The sequence below is a fragment of the Pseudomonas sp. 21LCFQ02 genome (assembly GCF_024129895.2).
GTDB lineage: Bacteria > Pseudomonadota > Gammaproteobacteria > Pseudomonadales > Pseudomonadaceae > Aquipseudomonas.
Genome location: NZ_CM178749.1, coordinates 1,471,133 through 1,487,910 on the forward strand (window position 1 = coordinate 1,471,133; position 16,778 = coordinate 1,487,910).

12 protein-coding genes, 1 tRNA gene and 2 pseudogenes are annotated in these 16,778 nt (G+C 60.9%); 11 read left to right on the forward strand and 4 right to left on the reverse strand.

All coding sequences use genetic code 11. The features are described 5' to 3' along the window. Positions 1 to 11: 11 nt before the first annotated feature. The 4 genes from aguA to NJC40_RS06895 all read left to right on the forward strand — a co-directional run bounded on the left by aguA (position 12) and on the right by NJC40_RS06895 (position 4,803). Positions 12 to 1,124, forward strand: a complete 1,113-nt coding sequence (gene aguA, locus NJC40_RS06880; RefSeq protein ID WP_253142729.1) for an agmatine deiminase — start codon at positions 12 to 14, stop codon at positions 1,122 to 1,124. 201 nt (positions 1,125 to 1,325) lie between these two features. Then, positions 1,326 to 1,529, forward strand: a complete 204-nt coding sequence (locus NJC40_RS06885) for a hypothetical protein (protein ID WP_253142730.1) — start codon at positions 1,326 to 1,328, stop codon at positions 1,527 to 1,529. 246 nt (positions 1,530 to 1,775) lie between these two features. Continuing rightward, the gene (locus tag NJC40_RS06890) at positions 1,776 to 3,059 is read left to right on the forward strand and encodes an OprD family porin (protein ID WP_253117042.1); all 1,284 of its coding nucleotides are present in this window, start codon (positions 1,776 to 1,778) and stop codon (positions 3,057 to 3,059) included. A gap of 247 nt (positions 3,060 to 3,306) precedes the next feature. Further along, positions 3,307 to 4,803 (forward strand): methyl-accepting chemotaxis protein, encoded by a 1,497-nt coding sequence (locus tag NJC40_RS06895; RefSeq protein ID WP_253142731.1) that lies wholly within the window; start codon positions 3,307 to 3,309, stop codon positions 4,801 to 4,803. Here the strand turns inward: NJC40_RS06895 and NJC40_RS06900 are convergent. Continuing rightward, entirely contained in the window at positions 4,794 to 5,207 is a 414-nt protein-coding gene (locus NJC40_RS06900) for a DoxX family protein (RefSeq protein ID WP_045485781.1), read from the reverse strand. The two genes, NJC40_RS06895 and NJC40_RS06900, sit on opposite strands and share 10 nt — an antisense overlap. A 183-nt stretch (positions 5,208 to 5,390) precedes the next feature. Between NJC40_RS06900 and NJC40_RS06905 the strand changes: the two genes are divergently transcribed. Then, positions 5,391 to 6,983, forward strand: a complete 1,593-nt coding sequence (locus NJC40_RS06905; RefSeq protein ID WP_253142732.1) for an MFS transporter — start codon at positions 5,391 to 5,393, stop codon at positions 6,981 to 6,983. 28 nt (positions 6,984 to 7,011) lie between these two features. On the opposite strand, the gene NJC40_RS06910 is transcribed toward NJC40_RS06905, so the two are convergent. Further along, positions 7,012 to 8,973 (reverse strand): methyl-accepting chemotaxis protein, encoded by a 1,962-nt coding sequence (locus tag NJC40_RS06910; protein ID WP_253142733.1) that lies wholly within the window; start codon positions 8,971 to 8,973, stop codon positions 7,012 to 7,014. 394 nt (positions 8,974 to 9,367) lie between these two features. Here NJC40_RS06910 and NJC40_RS06915 point away from each other — a divergent pair, with 394 nt between their 5' ends. After that, on the forward strand, positions 9,368 to 10,366 hold the full coding sequence (locus NJC40_RS06915; protein ID WP_253142734.1) for a 2-hydroxyacid dehydrogenase: 999 nt from the start codon (positions 9,368 to 9,370) through the stop codon (positions 10,364 to 10,366). A 93-nt stretch (positions 10,367 to 10,459) separates the two neighbouring features. Here NJC40_RS06915 and NJC40_RS06920 read toward each other — a convergent pair whose 3' ends face one another. Then, positions 10,460 to 11,383 (reverse strand): LysR family transcriptional regulator, encoded by a 924-nt coding sequence (locus NJC40_RS06920; RefSeq protein WP_253142735.1) that lies wholly within the window; start codon positions 11,381 to 11,383, stop codon positions 10,460 to 10,462. 63 nt (positions 11,384 to 11,446) lie between these two features. Here NJC40_RS06920 and NJC40_RS06925 point away from each other — a divergent pair. The 3 genes and pseudogenes from NJC40_RS06925 to NJC40_RS06935 form a co-directional block, all read left to right on the forward strand. Then, positions 11,447 to 11,572: pseudogene (locus NJC40_RS06925) on the forward strand (LysE family translocator); the annotation flags it as partial. 106 nt (positions 11,573 to 11,678) lie between these two features. After that, positions 11,679 to 12,740 carry an RNA-guided endonuclease InsQ/TnpB family protein gene (locus tag NJC40_RS06930; protein ID WP_492180512.1) on the forward strand — a complete coding sequence of 354 codons (1,062 nt, stop codon included), beginning with the start codon at positions 11,679 to 11,681 and terminating at the stop codon, positions 12,738 to 12,740. 12 nt (positions 12,741 to 12,752) lie between these two features. Next, a pseudogene (locus NJC40_RS06935) lies at positions 12,753 to 13,253 on the forward strand (LysE family transporter); the annotation flags it as partial. A gap of 176 nt (positions 13,254 to 13,429) precedes the next feature. Here the strand turns inward: NJC40_RS06935 and NJC40_RS06940 are convergent. Further along, positions 13,430 to 13,506 (reverse strand) — tRNA-Arg (locus tag NJC40_RS06940). Between the two features lie 340 nt (positions 13,507 to 13,846). Between NJC40_RS06940 and gabD the strand changes: the two genes are divergently transcribed. After that, positions 13,847 to 15,289, forward strand: coding sequence for an NADP-dependent succinate-semialdehyde dehydrogenase (gene gabD, locus NJC40_RS06945; RefSeq protein WP_045485798.1), 1,443 nt, complete (start codon positions 13,847 to 13,849; stop codon positions 15,287 to 15,289). Positions 15,290 to 15,467: 178 nt separating this feature from the next. Beyond that, positions 15,468 to 16,748 carry a 4-aminobutyrate--2-oxoglutarate transaminase gene (gene gabT / locus NJC40_RS06950; RefSeq protein WP_253142737.1) on the forward strand — a complete coding sequence of 427 codons (1,281 nt, stop codon included), beginning with the start codon at positions 15,468 to 15,470 and terminating at the stop codon, positions 16,746 to 16,748. Positions 16,749 to 16,778 lie beyond the last annotated feature (30 nt).

Here is a 16,778-nt window from a genome sequence, read left to right on the forward strand (position 1 = left end):
TCCTGATAACCATGACCACACTCAACAGCACCCCCCGCGCCGACGGCTTCCACATGCCCGCCGAATGGGCCGCGCAAACCCAGGTCTGGATGATCTGGCCCGAGCGCCCCGATAACTGGCGCCTGGGCGGCAAACCGGTGCAGGCCGCGCATGTCGAACTGGCCAAAGCCATCGCCCGCTTCGAACCCGTCACCGTCGGCGTTTCAGCCGCGCAATACGACAACGCCGTGGCCTCTCTGGATGTACCCAACATCCGGGTTGTAGAGATCAGTAACGACGACGCCTGGGTACGTGACACCGGCCCGACCTTCGTCATCAACCAGCACGGCGAAGTGCGTGGCGTCGATTGGGACTTTAACGCCTGGGGCGGCTTCGACGGTGGCCTTTACTGGCCATGGAACCGCGACTCGCAAGTGGCCGGCAAGATCCTCGGTATCGAGCGCAGTGCACGCTACGTCACGCCGGGCTTCGTGCTCGAAGGCGGCTCGATTCATGTCGACGGCGAAGGCACGGTACTGACCACCGAAGAGTGCCTGCTCAACCGCAACCGTAACCCGCACCTGAACCGCGAGCAGATCGAGGCGGTACTGAGCGACAACCTCGGGGTCGACAAAGTCATCTGGCTGCCCGACGGGTTGTTCAACGATGAAACCGACGGCCATGTGGATAACTTCTGCTGCTACGTCCGTCCGGGCGAAGTGCTGCTGGCCTGGACCGACGATCCGCAAGACCCCAACTACCCCCGTTGCCAAGCTGCCTTGCAGGTCTTGGAGAACAGCCGTGATGCTCGTGGCAGAGCGTTCGTCGTGCACAAGATGCCGATTCCTGGGCCGCTTTTTGCCACTGCCGAAGAGTGCGCGGGTGTCGATAAGGTGCACGGTAGCCAGGAGCGCGATCCTTCGGTGCGGCTGGCCGGCTCCTACGTGAACTTCCTGATCGTCAATGGCGGCATCATTGCCCCCGCGTTCGACGACCCGCTGGACGCCACCGCGCTGGAAATTCTCCAGCGTGTATTTCCGGAACACGAAGTGGTCATGGTGCCGGGCCGTGAACTGCTGCTTGGCGGGGGCAATATTCACTGCCTGACCCAGCAGCAGCCGGCTCCACGCTACCAGGACGCCTGAGTCGCACGCGAGTTGGTCCTGTTTTTGCTGTGCTTTTGGTGAGAGAAGCCCATCCTCGGATGGGCTTTTTGTGAGTAATACGCGGTCACATTTGGCTCCAAACCAAATGGCCATTATTCGGATGGGCGGCTGGGCGATTCGCTTGGCTGTAACAAAGCCCCCGTAAATTTGCCCGCTCATGAACCAAGAGGTTGTCCCACTATGAACGCAGGTATCAACCCGTACTCGACGCGGGGTCTTTCTGCCAGTAGCGAGGCTCGACAGATCATGGCTGACTGGTTGCGCCTGACCCGGGTTGCCAAACCCGAGCCCGATGCCCGGATGACAATGCTGTTACAGCGTTATCCACATGGCTTGTTCAGCGAAGCAGAGCTGCAAGAGTTGCTTGCCATTCTTAAAGACTGATTCTCATTTACGCTTTAATGGCTCTGGAACAAGCCTTTGCGCGTTTGACACCCCGGCGGCGCAGGACTAGCATCCTGCCCCCAGCGGCTGTGGTCAGTCGTCATGTAAATGCATCAGTAGTCCACTGCGATGATTTCGTGCGGTTTTCAGCGGATCGATATCGATTCGACCCCTGCAAAGCCCAGAGCAACCCGAGGGGGGGTTGCGGCCACAGCGCGTTATTCAATCGCACATAGGGAAAACAAGATGCTTAACAAACGTATTGGCGTACTCGCACTGGGCGTTCTCAGCGCCACTCAGGTCATGGCGCAAAGCCAGGCCGATTCCAAGGGGTTCGTCGAAGACAGCCATCTGACCCTGAACCTGCGTAACGCTTATATCAATCGCGATTACAAAGACACGCCGAGCAGCGCTCAGGACCCGGCCGAGTGGGGCCAGGCATTCATGGGTACCTTCAGCTCCGGCTTCACCCAAGGCACCGTGGGTGTCGGTGTCGATGCATTCGGCTACTACGCTGTGCGTCTGGACGGCGGCAAAGGCCGTAGCGGCGCAGGTGGTATCGACTTCTTCAAGCAAGGCGACAGCGGTCAGGCCGCTGATGACCTGGCCCGCTTTGGTGCTGCGGTCAAGGCGCGGATCTCCAACACCGTGATCAAGTACGGCGACCAACAGCCAGCGCTGCCGGTCCTGAGCTACGACAACGGTCGTCTGCTGCCAGAGAGCTTCACCGGTACTTACATCACTTCCCAGGAAATCGAAAACCTGGAAGTGGTTGCCGGTCGCTTCACCAGTGAAGTGCGCAAGAGCGCCACTGGCCATGACAGCGGTGGCCTGAAAAGCATCAATGTCTGGGGTGCCAAGTACAAGTTCAACGACGCTTTCAGCGCGGCTTACTACGCTGCCGACAACGAAGACTCGGGCAAGAAGCAATACGTGAACCTGAACTACGTGTTCGCGCTGCCGCAAGACCAGTCGCTGACTCTGGACTTCAACGGCTACAAGACCAAACTGGATCGTGACTACGCAGCGGCCGATGACGCGCGTGACAACAAGATCTGGAGCCTGGCTGCCACCTGGGCTGTCGGCATTCACAGCTTCACCCTGGCGCACCAGCGCAGCAGCGGTGAAACCGGCTACGACTACGGCTTCTACAAGAGCGCGGGCAGCTACGGTGATGGCGGTAACTCCATCTACCTGGCCAACTCCTACTGGTCGGACTTCAACGGCAAGGACGAGCGCTCCTGGCAAGTGGCCTACGGCGTCGACCTGTCCGGTCTGGTGCTGCCTGGCCTGAGCTACAAGACTGCCTACGTACGTGGCACCAACATCGACGACGGCGTGCACGATGGTCGTGGCGAAGAGCGTGAAATCTTCAGCCAGCTGACCTACGTGGTGCAGAGCGGTCCAGCCAAGGACCTGTCGCTGCGTCTGCGTAACTCGTTCCTGCGCGTGTCCGAAGATGCCAAAGGCTACAACCGCGAAGGTAACGAAACGCGGATCTTCGTTGATTACCCGATCAACGTCTTCTAAGAAGACTGTTTAGTCGCGTAACTACATCGCGTAACAACAAGGCCCGCTTTTTGCGGGCCTTGTTGTTGGTGGCCTGAATATGAAAACGACCTTATCGGCGAAAAACGACGGCTGATGGCCCGCTGACACATTCAAAAGTCCGGCCTGCGCTATTCTCCCAGACTGGCATGCCGATGGAGTGGTCAGGCATTTGCGGCCGTTTGTGGTCAAGCATCTGATCTTTGGTAATGAAGTCGGGAGAGTAGGCATGACGGGTGCTCCACGTTTTCACGATTACTACTGCAAGGCTGACCGCATCATGCTCAGCCTGATCTGGTTGTTGTTTGCCACCTCCCTGGGTCTGGCGTTCTGGTATGACACCTTTGGCCAGGCGATTGTCGTGGGTGGCGGGGTCGCGCTGCTGCTGAGCGTCATGCACAGAAGCCTGAGCGGCACCCGCTTGCTCCGCTGCTGTTTTGCGGTGGGCTTCATGGTCCTGGCGGCCCTGCATATCAACCAGGCCCGCGGCATGATCGAAGTCCATTTCGGCATCTTCGTGCTGTTGGCGGTGTTGACGGTTTACCGCGACTGGCTGCCGATTCTGGCAGCGGCACTGATTATTGCGGTGCACCATGTGCTGTTTCATGCCCTGCATCACGCCGGTTTCCCGGTGTACGTCATGCACCACAATGGTGGCTGGGGCGCGGTTATGGTGCATGCCCTGTATGTGGTGGTCGAAACCGTGATCCTGATGTACCTGGCCCGTCACATCCATGCCGAAGCCACAGAAAGCCAGGACATGCTCGACAAGATGCTGGTTACCGCATCAAAACTGACCTCCGGCGACGCCGGTGTGTCGCGCAACCGTCTGCATGTACCGCTGGTTCAGCGTTTCGAGAGCTTCCTGCAACAACTGAGCGGGATGGTCGAGGGTGTGGTGCGTGACACCCAAGGGCTGGGCAAGCTGGGTAACGACCTGGCCCAGGCCAGCACCTCGCTGGAGAGCGGCGCCAAACAACAGCTGACCGAGATTGCCCGGATGACCGACGCCATGCAGCGCATGGGCGAGGGCATCAGCGATATCTCCGTGCATGTGGGGCAAGCTGTCCAGCAAGCCGGCGATGCCCGCGAGCAGGTCGCCGAATGTCGCGCCAGCGTAGACCGGGCGCAGCGCGAGATACTCGAACTGGCCAGCTCGATCAACCAGACCGACAAGGCCGTTCAGGCCCTGGCCAGCCAGTCTCAACAGATCGGCACGGTGCTGGATGTGATCAGCAGCATTGCCGAGCAGACCAACCTGCTGGCGCTTAACGCGGCCATCGAGGCGGCGCGGGCCGGCGAGCAGGGCCGGGGTTTTGCCGTAGTGGCTGATGAGGTGCGCAGCCTGGCCCAGCGCACGGCGGTTTCGACCCAGGAAATTCAGGGCATCATCAGTGGCCTGCAGCAGGACAGCCGTCAAGCGGCCACGGCCATGCAGGGCAGCCGCCAGGGTGTGGACCGCTGTGTGCAGGACAGCCAGCGTGCGGCTGAATCACTCAAGGCCGTGGGCGTCGGCATTGGCTCGATCAGCGAACTCAACGGTCTGATCGCCGCCACCACCGACGAGCACTCTTGCCTGGGCCAGACCATTGCTAAACAGCTGATTGCGGTGCAGGACATTGCCGAATACACCGCCGACAATATCAGCGTCCTGGCCCAGAGCAGCCAGCGCCTGCCGCCGCTGGCGATGCGCCTGGAAAGTCTGGGGCAGACCTTTCAGCGCTGACCGGGCAACCTCACCACCAGCGCACCCGGCCCGGTCAGTGCCAGCCCGGCAAACAGAGTCACGAACAGCCAGCCGAACTGGCCTTGTTCCAGGCTCCAGTCCGGGTGCACCACCAGCAAGGCCACCAGCAGCAGGAACAGGATCGGCAGGCAGGCCAGACGGGTGGCGATGCCCAGAGCGATCAACAGCGGGCACAGCAGCTGGGCGAACAGCGCTGCCAGCAGGGTTATGTGCGGGCCAAGGCCCAGCGGGTCGTCGATGTGCTGCAGCTCGCTACTCCAGTTGAGCAGCTTGGGCAGGCCATGGAGCTTGAGCATCAACAATGCGGCGCACACCCGCATCAACAGCAAACCAAGGTCCAGCAACCGGGCCGCAGCCTGGCTGGAGAGTCGGGGCAGGGGCATGGCAGGCACTCGTTGGGAAACCGGGCCTGACTATGGCGATATTGGCCGGCGAATAATTGCGTGGATGTGCGCTCTTGCATGTGGGGCAATTGGGCACATGCGTGCAAGCTGGCGGGCTGACCTACAGCGATAGTGGAAGCTTTTCCGGCTGCTCAGCCGGCCTACTGAACTGTCGAGTGAACCATGACCGCCACCCGCCCGCCGACCGCCTCACCCTGGAAGCCCTTGCAGGTAAAAGTCTTTCTCTGGCTGTGGCTGGCCAGCATTGCCTCCAATATCGGCACCTGGATGCACGAGGTCGGTTCCGGCTGGTTGATGACCAGCCTGTCGGCCAGCCCCCAGGCCGTGGCGTTGGTGCAGGTTGCCGGGGCCTTGCCGGTGTTCTTGCTGGCGCTGCCGGCCGGGGCGCTGGCCGATATCGTCAACAAGCGGCGTTATCTGTTGATCGTGCAGTTGTGGATGGCCGCTGTGGCGCTGGTGCTGACCTTGCTGACCCTGAGCGGGCAGATGACGGTGACGTTATTGCTGCTGCTGACCTTTGCCATGGGCATTGGCAGTGCGCTGATGATGCCGGCCTGGTCGGCGTTGGCGCCGGAGATCGTTGATCGACAAGACGTCCCGGCGGCGGTGGCGCTGTCGAGCCTGGCGATGAACGTCGCCCGCGCCATCGGCCCGGCCATTGCCGGGGTGCTGGTCAGCCTCAGTGGTCCGTGGCTGACCTTTGCGCTGAACAGCGCCTCGTTTCTGGCGGTGATCATTGCCCTGTTGGCCTGGCGCCATCGGCCGGAGCCTTCCGTTCTGCCTGCCGAGCGCTGGCTGGGCGCGATGCGTGCCGGGGTGCGTTATGCGCGTGGCTCACAGCCGTTGCGTGCGGTGCTGGTGCGTACCGCCGCGTTCTTCAGTGGTGCGGTAGTGGGCATGGCCTTGCTGCCTTTGCTGGTCCGTCGCGAGATCGGCGGCAGTGCGCTGGATTACGGGATTCTGCTGGGCTGCGTAGGTGCGGGGGCGATCTTTGGCGCCATGCAGTTGCCGCGCCTGCGGGCCCGGTTCAGCCCCGACACCATCGTGCTCGGTGCCAGTCTGGTGTATGTCGCTGTGCTGTTGGGGCTGGCCTGGATTCGTTCGATTGTCGGCCTGGCGCCGGTCATGCTGATCAGCGGCATGGCCTGGATCGCGGTGCTCAGCAACCTGCAGGTGGCGGTGCAGACCAGCGTCGCGCCCTGGGTGCGGGCGCGTGCGGTGTCGTTGTACATTCTGGTGTTCTTCGGCTGTTCTGCCGCTGGCGCGGCGGCCTGGGGAGCGCTGGCCAGTCATGTATCGATGAGCGCTGCGTTTATTGGCGGTGCAGTGGTGCTGACCCTCGGGCTGGCGCTGCGCGGGCGCTTCCCGCTGCCGACCGGCCAGATTGAAGAGCAGCAGCCTTCGTTGCATTGGCCGACCCCGATTCTCGACGAGCAGATGAGTGCCGAACGCGGGCCGGTGATGATCACCGTGCAATACTGCATCGCGGCTGAGCATGCTGCCCAGTTCCACCAGGCCATGCAGGCGGTCAGCCGCATGCGCAAGCGCAACGGGGCATTTTCCTGGGGGCTGATGCAGGACAGTGAGAATCCGCGTTGCTGGACGGAGTACTTCTTTGAAGAGTCATGGCTGGAGCACCTGCGCCACCATAACCGGGTGACCCGTGCCGACCAGAAGCTGGAGGCGGCTGCCCGGCGCTTTCAGGACAAGGCCGTAGAAGTGAAGATCAGCCACCTGTTGGCGGCCAGAGGGTAAGCCTCCGGCCACCAGATAGCAGGCGTAATCAGGCGACCTTGAAGCGGTTCACCAGGTGCTGCTGATGCTCGGCCAGGCGTGCCAGTTCCTGACTGGTCACCGCGGTCTGCTGGGCACCGGCGCTGACCTGGATGACCAGGTCGTTGATCTCGTTGACGTTGCGGCTGATGTCATCGGCCACCGCGCTCTGCTCTTCGGCCGCCGAAGCGATCTGGATCGTACGGTCGCTGATGCGGCCCACGCCTTCGGCGATTTCGTCGAGCAGGTCACCGGCACGTACGATGTTGCTGGCGCCGGCCTGGGCTTTACCTAGGGTCTGCTGCATGGACTGGGTGGCACGGTCCGAGCCGTTCTGCAGGTTGGCGATCATCTGCTGGATGCTGCCGGTCGACTGCTGGGTTTTCTGCGCCAGGCTGCGCACCTCGTCAGCGACCACGGCAAAGCCGCGACCGGCTTCACCGGCGCGTGCTGCTTCAATGGCGGCGTTAAGGGCCAGCAGGTTGGTCTGCTCGGCGATGCCACGAATGACATCAAGCACCGAAGAAATCGAATCGCTTTCCTGTTTCAGCTCGCCAATGATTTTCGCGGTTTCCTCGGCCTGGCCGGACAACTGGTGAATCAGCTCGATGGTGTTCGCGACTTCGCTGCGACCATCGATGGTGCTCTGGTTGATCTGCTGCGACATCTGCGCGGCATCGCTGGTGCTTTGCGCCACATCGCGCACTGTAGTGCTCATCTCGGTAATGGCTGCGGCCACCAGTTCAGTGCTCTGGCGTTGCTGCTCGACACTGCGGCTGGTCTGCACGGTGACCGCCGACGACTCTTCGGCCGCGGTGGCGACCTGCGCCGTGGCGTTGCTGATTTCCTGGATGATGTTGGTGATTTCCACCGCCATGCTGTTGAGGTTGGCCGAAATCTGGCCGAATTCATCACGGCTCTGGTAGCCGGAGCGGGCGGTGAGATCACGCTGCGATAGCTTGAGCAGTACGCCATTCACATCACGCACTGCCAGGTCGATGTTATGGATGATCAGGTAGGCCAGGGCCGACACTGCGAGCAGCGAGATCAGCACGGCAGTGATGGTCAGCCACAGGACCTGGCTGGCACTGTCACGTGCCTCTTGGGCGAGTATGGCGACCTTCTGACTGAGGTTGTTCTCCACCTCACCCATCAGGTCGATGCGGCGGGTGGAGGTTTCAAACCAGGATTCGGGCTTTACCCCCAGCGCGGTGCCCAGTGGCAATTCGAATGCCTGGCGTTGCAGGCGGCCGACTTCCACGGCGCTGGCATCTTTCATCCGCTCGTCGAGTTGCTGCAGTAGTTCACCTGGCGCCTTGCGGCGGAAGTTTTCCGAATAGGCGGTAAATTCGCCCAGGTTGCGGCTGAAACGCGACAGCAGGTTGGCGTCGAAGCTGTTCTGGCTGAACACCAGGCCCAGCACGACCCGCTCGCGCCCGGCGCGCTCTTTCATTTCGATGAACTGATTCAGGGCACTGAGGGCGTGAATGATCTCTGGATCGTTGATCCGCGCTTCAAGAGAATGGGTGAAGCCGATCAGCTTCTGGATGGCCTCGGTATAACGGGCGCCAGACTCGGTGCTGGGGATGCCCAGTGCGTCGACCTGGCTGCGCAAGGCCTGCAGGCCATCGAGCGCACCCAGTGCATTGTTCAATTCGCCGACGCCTTCGGTCGACATTGCCCTGACGGCCGCCAGTGACTGGTTGACGCTCTGGCGCATGGTTGCCAGCTCGTTACGCATCGAATTGCCCTTGCTGCCCAGATAAACGCCGCTGGCGCCCCGCTCGCGCTGCAAGGTGGTAATCAGTTGGCTGATTTTCTGCGCGATGGCCGTGGCTCGTACGGTGCTGTCCATGCTTTGCAGAATTCGGGTGTTCTCCACCACGCTGCTGGTGGCGAACCACAAAAAACCGAGCGAGGGGAGTAACAGTATCAGCAGCAGCTTTAAGCGCAGGGGGGCATTCTTGAGCATAGTCCTTCGAGCCTCAAATTATTTGATCCACTGATTCATGCAGTGGTTGCCAAGCGGTTGATAGACCTTATCGTCGCAGCCGACGAAAAGTTGATGGCGCAAAACAGCGTTAGTTGAACGAATGGTCAATACTGATCCGTCGATAATCGCCTTCCGTTGGCTTGAAGCTCTCTATGATGCGGGTTGTGGCCTGTGGAACAGTTTTCGGCCAATTGGAGTTTTTTCCTGCTCATTTTTTGAAGCAAAAGACGTACCCGGCTACTGACACGCAGGACTCTATCGACAGGTGGCAGGGCGTTATTGATCTGCATCACTAAGGCGTTGCGTCGGCTGGTTTAGCCTGCCTTGAGGGCCATTCAGGGCTGAGCTGCGTGGCCTACAGAAGGAACTGCCCATGAAACTCGCTCTATTGAGTGCTCAACCCTACGATCAACGGTTTTTTGATGAGGCCCTGCAACGCGATTGCCTGGCCGGTGAGGTCGCCCTGAGCTACCTGACACCGACCTTGAACCGCGACACGGTCAGGCTCGCGCAGGGGTACGATGCCATTTGCGTATTCGTCAACGACCAACTGGATGCCGCCGTGCTGGAGGCGCTGGCAGGCTTCGGTGTCAAAGCGATCCTGCTGCGGTGCGCAGGCTTCAACAACATCGATCTGGAAAGCGCGGGGCGCCTCGGGCTGTTCGTGGCGCGAGTGCCCGGTTATTCGCCCGAAGCGGTCGCCGAGCACACCCTGGCACTGGTCATGACCCTCAACCGGCATACCCATCGCGCCTACAATCGGGTGCGTGAAGGCAATTTCATGCTCGAAGGCCTGCTGGGCTTCAACCTGCACGGCAAGACCGTGGGCATTATCGGCACCGGGCAGATCGGCCTGGCCACGGCGCGGATCTTCAAGGGCTTTGGCTGCCGTGTGCTGGGTTATGACCCGTTTGAAACCGCCGTCTTCAGCGGCGTGGGTGAGTACGTGACGCTGGGTCAACTGCTGGCCGAAGCGGACATCGTCAGCCTGCATTGCCCGCTCAGCGACACCACTCGCCATCTGATCCGCGCCGAAACCCTGGCCCAAATGAAGCCCGGCGCCATGCTGGTCAACACCTCGCGCGGCGCACTGATCGACACCCTGGCGGTGATCGAAGCCCTCAAATCGCGGCAGCTCGGGTCATTGGCCATCGACGTCTATGAACAAGAGAGCCAGCTGTTTTTCCATGATCGCTCCAGCGATCGTATCGACGACGAAGTGTTCCTGCGCCTGACCACATTTCCCAATGTGCTGATCACCGGCCATCAAGGCTTTTTCACCCGTGAGGCACTGGATCAGATTGCCGAAGTGACGCTGGATAACCTGAGATGTTTTGTACAGGGCGAGCGTTGCGCCAACAGCCTGGTTTGAGTCCTGTACGCTGCGGCCCGGTGGGCGCTCGCAGCAACATCTGATCCCGTAGGAGCAGCTTCAGCTGCGAAGAAGGGGTTCCAAAGCTATCCCTTAGGCCAACCCCCGTAACCACTCCAGCAAATCAGCCTGCAAACTGCCGGCTTGCAGTGGCTGCGGCGACAGCAGGCAATAGCGCGAGCCGTCTTCGACAAAGCCCAGAGGCGCGATGAGTACGCCGCTGGCCAGGTCGTCGCGCACCAGATGCCAAGGACCGATCGCCACGCCAAGGCCGGCTACCGCAGCTTGCAGGCTGAAATAGAAATGCTCGAACACTTGCCCCGGCGGCTCGGGGTACGTTTGGTCGGCAGCCGTGGCCCATTCGGCCCAGGCTTGCGGCCGGGTGCGAGTGTGCAGGCAGGTCGCATCGCTGCGCAGTGCAGCAGCGGGTTTGTCCGTGTTGAACCAGGCCGCCAGTTTGTCCGGGCGGCAGACCGGTCCGACTTTTTCCACAAACAACGGCTCGGCACAATAATTGTCTGGCCAGCAGAAGTCATCGCGGCGGATTGCCAGATCAATACCGCTACTGAACGAAAACGGCCCGCCGCCGGCAACCAGGTGCATATCGATGCCCGGATGCCTTGCTTGAAAGGCCGGCCAGCGCGGAATCAGCCAGCGCATCAGCAAGGTTGGCTCGCACGACAAGACCCAGCGCCGCTGCTGGCGGGCACTGGCCTGTAACTCGGCCACTGACTGGCGGATCACGCCAAGGCCATCGCCCACCGCCCGCGCCAGCTTGCGCCCGGCTTGGGTTAGAAATACCCGGCGGCTACGGCGTTCGAACAGCGCCAGGCCCAGTTCGTCTTCGAGCAAGCGCACGGCGCGGCTGACCGCGCCGTGGGTCAGGTGCAACTCGGTGGCCGCCTTGGTGAAGTTTTCATGCCGGGCAGCGGCCTCGAAACAACGCAGAGCCAACAGCGAGGGCAGGCGAGCTTCGCAAAATGGTGAGTCTGACTCACCATTACGGTCAGAAAACATCGTTAATCATCCGCCAGAACCCCGGTTAGCATCGCGCTTTTATGGATGACGACAGGATAAGCCATGACCGAATGGATAGCTGTAATCACGATTACCTTGCTGGCGGTGATCAGCCCCGGCCCGGACTTTGCGATGGTGACCCGCAACAGCCTGATGCTGTCGCGCCGCGCCGGGGTATTTACCAAGCTGGCGCGAAAAGCCCCTTCCTTCAGGTGGGGGATGAAAGCGCCACCGCGAAGCGGTCATAGGGGTTAACATCCCAAAAACCGCCCCTATTCTGTGTTTCATGACTGAAATGAAAGCGACCAAAACCCTCAAGGTTCGAGTGCGAGACAAGCACGCAGCGCAGCTGCGTGAAGCTTCTCGTGCTGTGAATTTTGTGTGGAACTACGTAAACGAGTTGAGCAGTCGCTCGATTCGTGAGCGTGGTCGTTTTCTGTCGGCGTTCGACATTCACAAGTACACCAACGGGGCCGGCAAAGACCTGGGACTGCACAGCCAATCGGTGCAGGCTGTTGCCGACGAATATGTCACACGGCGCAAGCAGTTCAAAAAGCGCCAGCTTTGCTGGCGCTGCTCCGGCGGCGCCCGGCGCAGCCTGGGCTGGGTGCCCCTCAAGGCCGGCGCTGCTGTCTGGAAAAACGGCCAGGTCGTCTTCAACAAACAGCACTTCAAGGTCTGGGACAGCTACGGCCTGGCGGGCTTTAAATTCAGATCCGGTAGCTTCAACGAGGACAGCCGTGGACGCTGGTATTTCAACGTCGTGGTCGAGGTCGACCGCCAGTTATCGCCAGGCCAGGATGCAGTGGGTATCGACCTCGGACTGAAAACCACGGCCACCTGCAGCGACGGTGATCGCCTTGAAAGCGGCAGGTTCTACCGGGATCTGGAAAGAGCCTTGGGCACGGCCCAGCGTGCCGGCAAGAAGGCTCGTGTGCGGGCGATTCACGCCAGGATTGCGAACCGCCGCAAGGATGCCCTGCATAAGTTCAGCAACGCGCTGGTCGCGCGTTGTGGCGTCATTGTGGTGGGCGATGTGAACTCACTGAAACTCGCGAAAACCAGGATGGCCAAGTCGGTTCTGGACGCCGGCTGGGGCCAATTGAAAACCATGCTGGAATACAAATGCGATCACGCAGGCACGGTTTTCAAGGTTGTCAGCGAGAGAAACACCACCCAAACCTGTTCGAGCTGCAAGCAATTGCCGGACTCGAGGCCGAGAGGTATCGCAGGGCTTGGAATAAGGGAATGGACTTGTTGTGGGTGCGGTGCCACCCACGACCGCGACGTCAACGCCGCAAAGAACATTCTCGCGCTCGGGCATGAGCGTCCAGTTGTGGGAATCCCGGCCCTTTAGGGCGGGGAGGATGTCAACGCGTTGGGTATTGGCCTGGGCGTATTGGTGCATGTCAGCTACACCTTGGTCGGCGTGGGGCTGCTGATTCAGCAGTCACTCTGGCTGTTCAATGCCATCAAACTGGCTGGCGCCGCTTACCTGGTCTACCTCGGTGTGAAGATGTTACTCGCCAAGCCCGGCGCAGTGGCGACCGCAGCAGCCGTCTCGATGTCCGACGCAATGGCATTGCGAACCGGTTTGCTCACCAACGCACTGAACCCGAAAACCACGATCTTCATCGTCAGCCTGTTCATGCAGGTGGTGCGGCCTGATACGTCACTGGCGACGCAGATCGGCTATGGCGCGTTCATCTCGCTGGCGCATATGGCCTGGTTTGCACTGGTTGCGATGTGCTTTTCGGCCGGCGCCTTGCGTGAGTGGCTGCTGGGGGTAAGGCACTGGGTCGACCGGGCATTTGGCGGGTTGCTGGTGGGGTTTGGGGCGTTGCTGGTGGGGCAGAACAGCGGGCGTTGAGTGAGCTGGATCATGCCAACGGACCTGCTACCCCCGAAGTCACCCCCGAAGTCGTGAGTGATGATTTGCTGAGCGTTGCAGGGAGCATCGTCATGCCGGGGGAGTCGGACCAAGGTCCATGCAGGACCAGGCATAACGAAAAAAGGCCCAGGTTTTCACCTGAGCCTTTTCATATATGGCGCACCTGGCGGGATTCGAACCCACGACCCCTGCCTTCGGAGGGCAGTACTCTATCCAGCTGAGCTACAGGTGCAACGCGGGCGCCATAATACTCATCTGAACGCCGTGCGTCCATGCTGGCGAGCATGTGTTGTTGATTTCGCACGATTTATTGCCTGAAAGTGACATTTCGGCCAACGAGACTTGCACTGGCTGGACGTTGCGTTCTTTTTTTCGAACGGGCTCTTGTCCTTTTTTCTGCCTGTGCCTAGGATGCGTTTGAGATTTCAAACGCTCCTGTTCGGCCTTTCGGCCTGCTAAGCTTTGCGCGCCGCAGGAAAAGGCGAATTCATTTGTTAATGGTGCCCTGTGGCGGCGCCGTTTCTTTCTATCAGCTTCGCTGCGCCCGCGCGCGGTGTTTATCGGAGGCCGACATGCAGCTCAAGGATTCCAAACTGTTCCGCCAGCAAGCCTATATCAATGGTCAGTGGCTGGATGCAGACAGCGGTCAGACCATCAAGGTCAACAACCCGGCTACCAACGAGATTCTGGGCTCTGTGCCGAAAATGGGCGCTGCCGAGACCCGTCGTGCCATTGAAGCCGCCGACAAGGCGCTGCCGGCCTGGCGTGCACTGACCGCCAAAGAGCGTGGCGCCAAGCTGCGTCGCTGGTTCGAGCTGATGATCGAGAACCAGGACGACCTGGCTCGCCTGATGACCCTGGAGCAGGGCAAGCCGCTGGCCGAGGCCAAGGGCGAGATCGGTTACGCCGCATCGTTCATCGAGTGGTTCGCTGAAGAAGCCAAGCGCGTTTACGGTGACGTGATTCCTGGCCACCAGCCAGACAAACGCCTGATCGTGCTCAAGCAGCCCATCGGTGTGACTGCGGCCATTACCCCGTGGAACTTCCCGGCGGCGATGATCACCCGTAAGGCCGGTCCTGCTCTGGCGGCCGGTTGCACCATGGTGCTCAAGCCTGCTTCGCAGACGCCTTACTCCGCTCTGGCTCTGGCCGAGCTGGCTGAGCGTGCCGGTATTCCGGCTGGCGTGTTCAGTGTGATCACCGGCAGTGCCGGCGAAGTCGGCAGCGAACTGACCGGCAACCCGATCGTGCGCAAGCTGTCGTTCACCGGCTCGACCGAAATCGGTCGTCAGCTGATGGCCGAATGCGCCAACGACATCAAGAAAGTCTCCCTGGAGCTGGGCGGTAACGCGCCGTTCATCGTGTTCGACGACGCTGACCTCGATAAGGCCGTTGAAGGCGCGATCATTTCCAAGTACCGCAACAATGGTCAGACCTGCGTGTGCGCCAACCGTATCTACGTGCAGGAAGGCGTCTATGACGCGTTCGCCGAGAAGCTCAAAGTGGCTGTCGCCAAGCTCAAGATCGGCAACGGTCTGGAAGAAGGCACCACCACCGGCCCGCTGATCGACAGCAAAGCCGTGGCCAAGGTCAAAGAGCACATCGACGACGCAGTGAGCAAAGGCGCCAAGGTGCTGTTCGGTGGCAACAGCCTGGAAGGTACGTTCTTCGAGCCGACCATTCTGGTCGACGTGCCGAAGACTGCCGCCGTGGCCAAGGAAGAGACCTTCGGTCCTCTGGCGCCGCTGTTCCGTTTCAAGGACGAAGACGATGTCATCGCCATGGCCAACGACACCGAGTTCGGTCTGGCCTCTTACTTCTATGCTCAGAACATGAGCCGCGTGTTCCGCGTTGCTGAAGCGCTGGAGTACGGCATGGTGGGTATCAACACCGGCCTGATCTCCAACGAAGTGGCACCGTTCGGCGGTATCAAGTCCTCGGGCCTGGGCCGTGAAGGCTCCAAGTACGGCATCGAAGACTACCTGGAAGTCAAATACCTGTGCCTGTCGATCTGATTCGATAGCGGGTTTTGCAGCCGGTGGGGCGCGAGAGCGACGCTTCACCGGTTTTGTTGTACCGCAACCTGTAATGGTGGCCGAGAGGCCGCGCCAGTCGATCATCGTATGCTGGCCCGGTTCTTCCTGCTGCTGAATCCTTGCAACACGCCGACGATGAGCGGCGAATGAGGACCCCATGAGCAAGACCAACGAATCCCTGCTGCAACGCCGTGCCGCCGCTGTTCCACGTGGTGTCGGCCAGATCCACCCGATTGTCGCCGAGCGCGCCGAGAACGCCACTGTGTGGGACGTCGAAGGCCGTGAGTACATCGACTTTGCGGGCGGCATTGCAGTACTGAACACCGGCCACCTGCACCCCAAGGTCGTGGCTGCCGTTCAGGAACAGCTGACCAAACTGTCGCACACCTGCTTCCAGGTACTGGCCTACGAGCCGTACATCGAACTGTGTGAAGAAATCGCCAAGCGTGTACCGGGCGACTTCGCCAAGAAAACCCTGCTGGTGACCTCCGGCTCTGAAGCCGTCGAGAACGCCGTGAAGATCGCCCGCGCCGCCACTGGCCGTGCCGGCGTGATCGCCTTCACCGGCGCTTACCACGGCCGCACCATGATGACGCTGTCGCTGACCGGCAAGGTCGCGCCGTACTCCGCTGGTATGGGCCTGATGCCTGCCGGTGTGTACCGCGCTCTGGCGCCGTGCGAGCTGCACGGTGTGAGCGAAGACGAGTCCATCGCCAGCATCGAGCGGATCTTCAAGAACGATGCCCAGCCACAGGACATCTCCGCGATCATCATCGAGCCGGTGCAGGGCGAGGGCGGTTTCTACATCAACTCGCCAGCTTTCATGAAGCGCCTGCGCGCGCTGTGCGATCAGCACGGCATCCTGCTGGTGGCTGACGAAGTGCAGACCGGTGCGGGCCGCACCGGCACCTTCTTCGCCACCGAGCAACTGGGCGTGGTACCGGACCTGACCACCTTCGCCAAATCGGTCGGCGGCGGCTTCCCGATCTCCGGCGTCAGCGGCAAGGCCGAGATCATGGACAAGATCGCGCCGGGCGGTCTGGGCGGCACTTATGCCGGCAGCCCGATCGCCTGTGCGGCGGCTCTGGCCGTGCTCAAGGTGTTCGACGAAGAGAACCTGCTGGAGCGCTCCAAGGCTGTCGGCGAGACGCTCAAGGCCGGTCTGAACAAGATTGCCGAGAAACACAAGGTGATCGGTGACGTGCGCGGTCTGGGTTCGATGATCGCCATTGAGCTGTTCGAAGGCGGTGACCACAGCAAGCCAGCCGCCGAGCTGGTCGGCAAGATCGTCGCTCGCGCTCGCGAGAAAGGCGTGATCCTGCTGTCGTGCGGCACTTACTACAACGTGATCCGCTTCCTGATGCCTGTCACCATCCCTGACGCGCAACTGGAAAAAGGCATTGCCTTGGTCGCCGAGTGCTTCGACGAACTGGCGTAAGCCTGAGTTGATGAAAAAACCCGCTTCGGC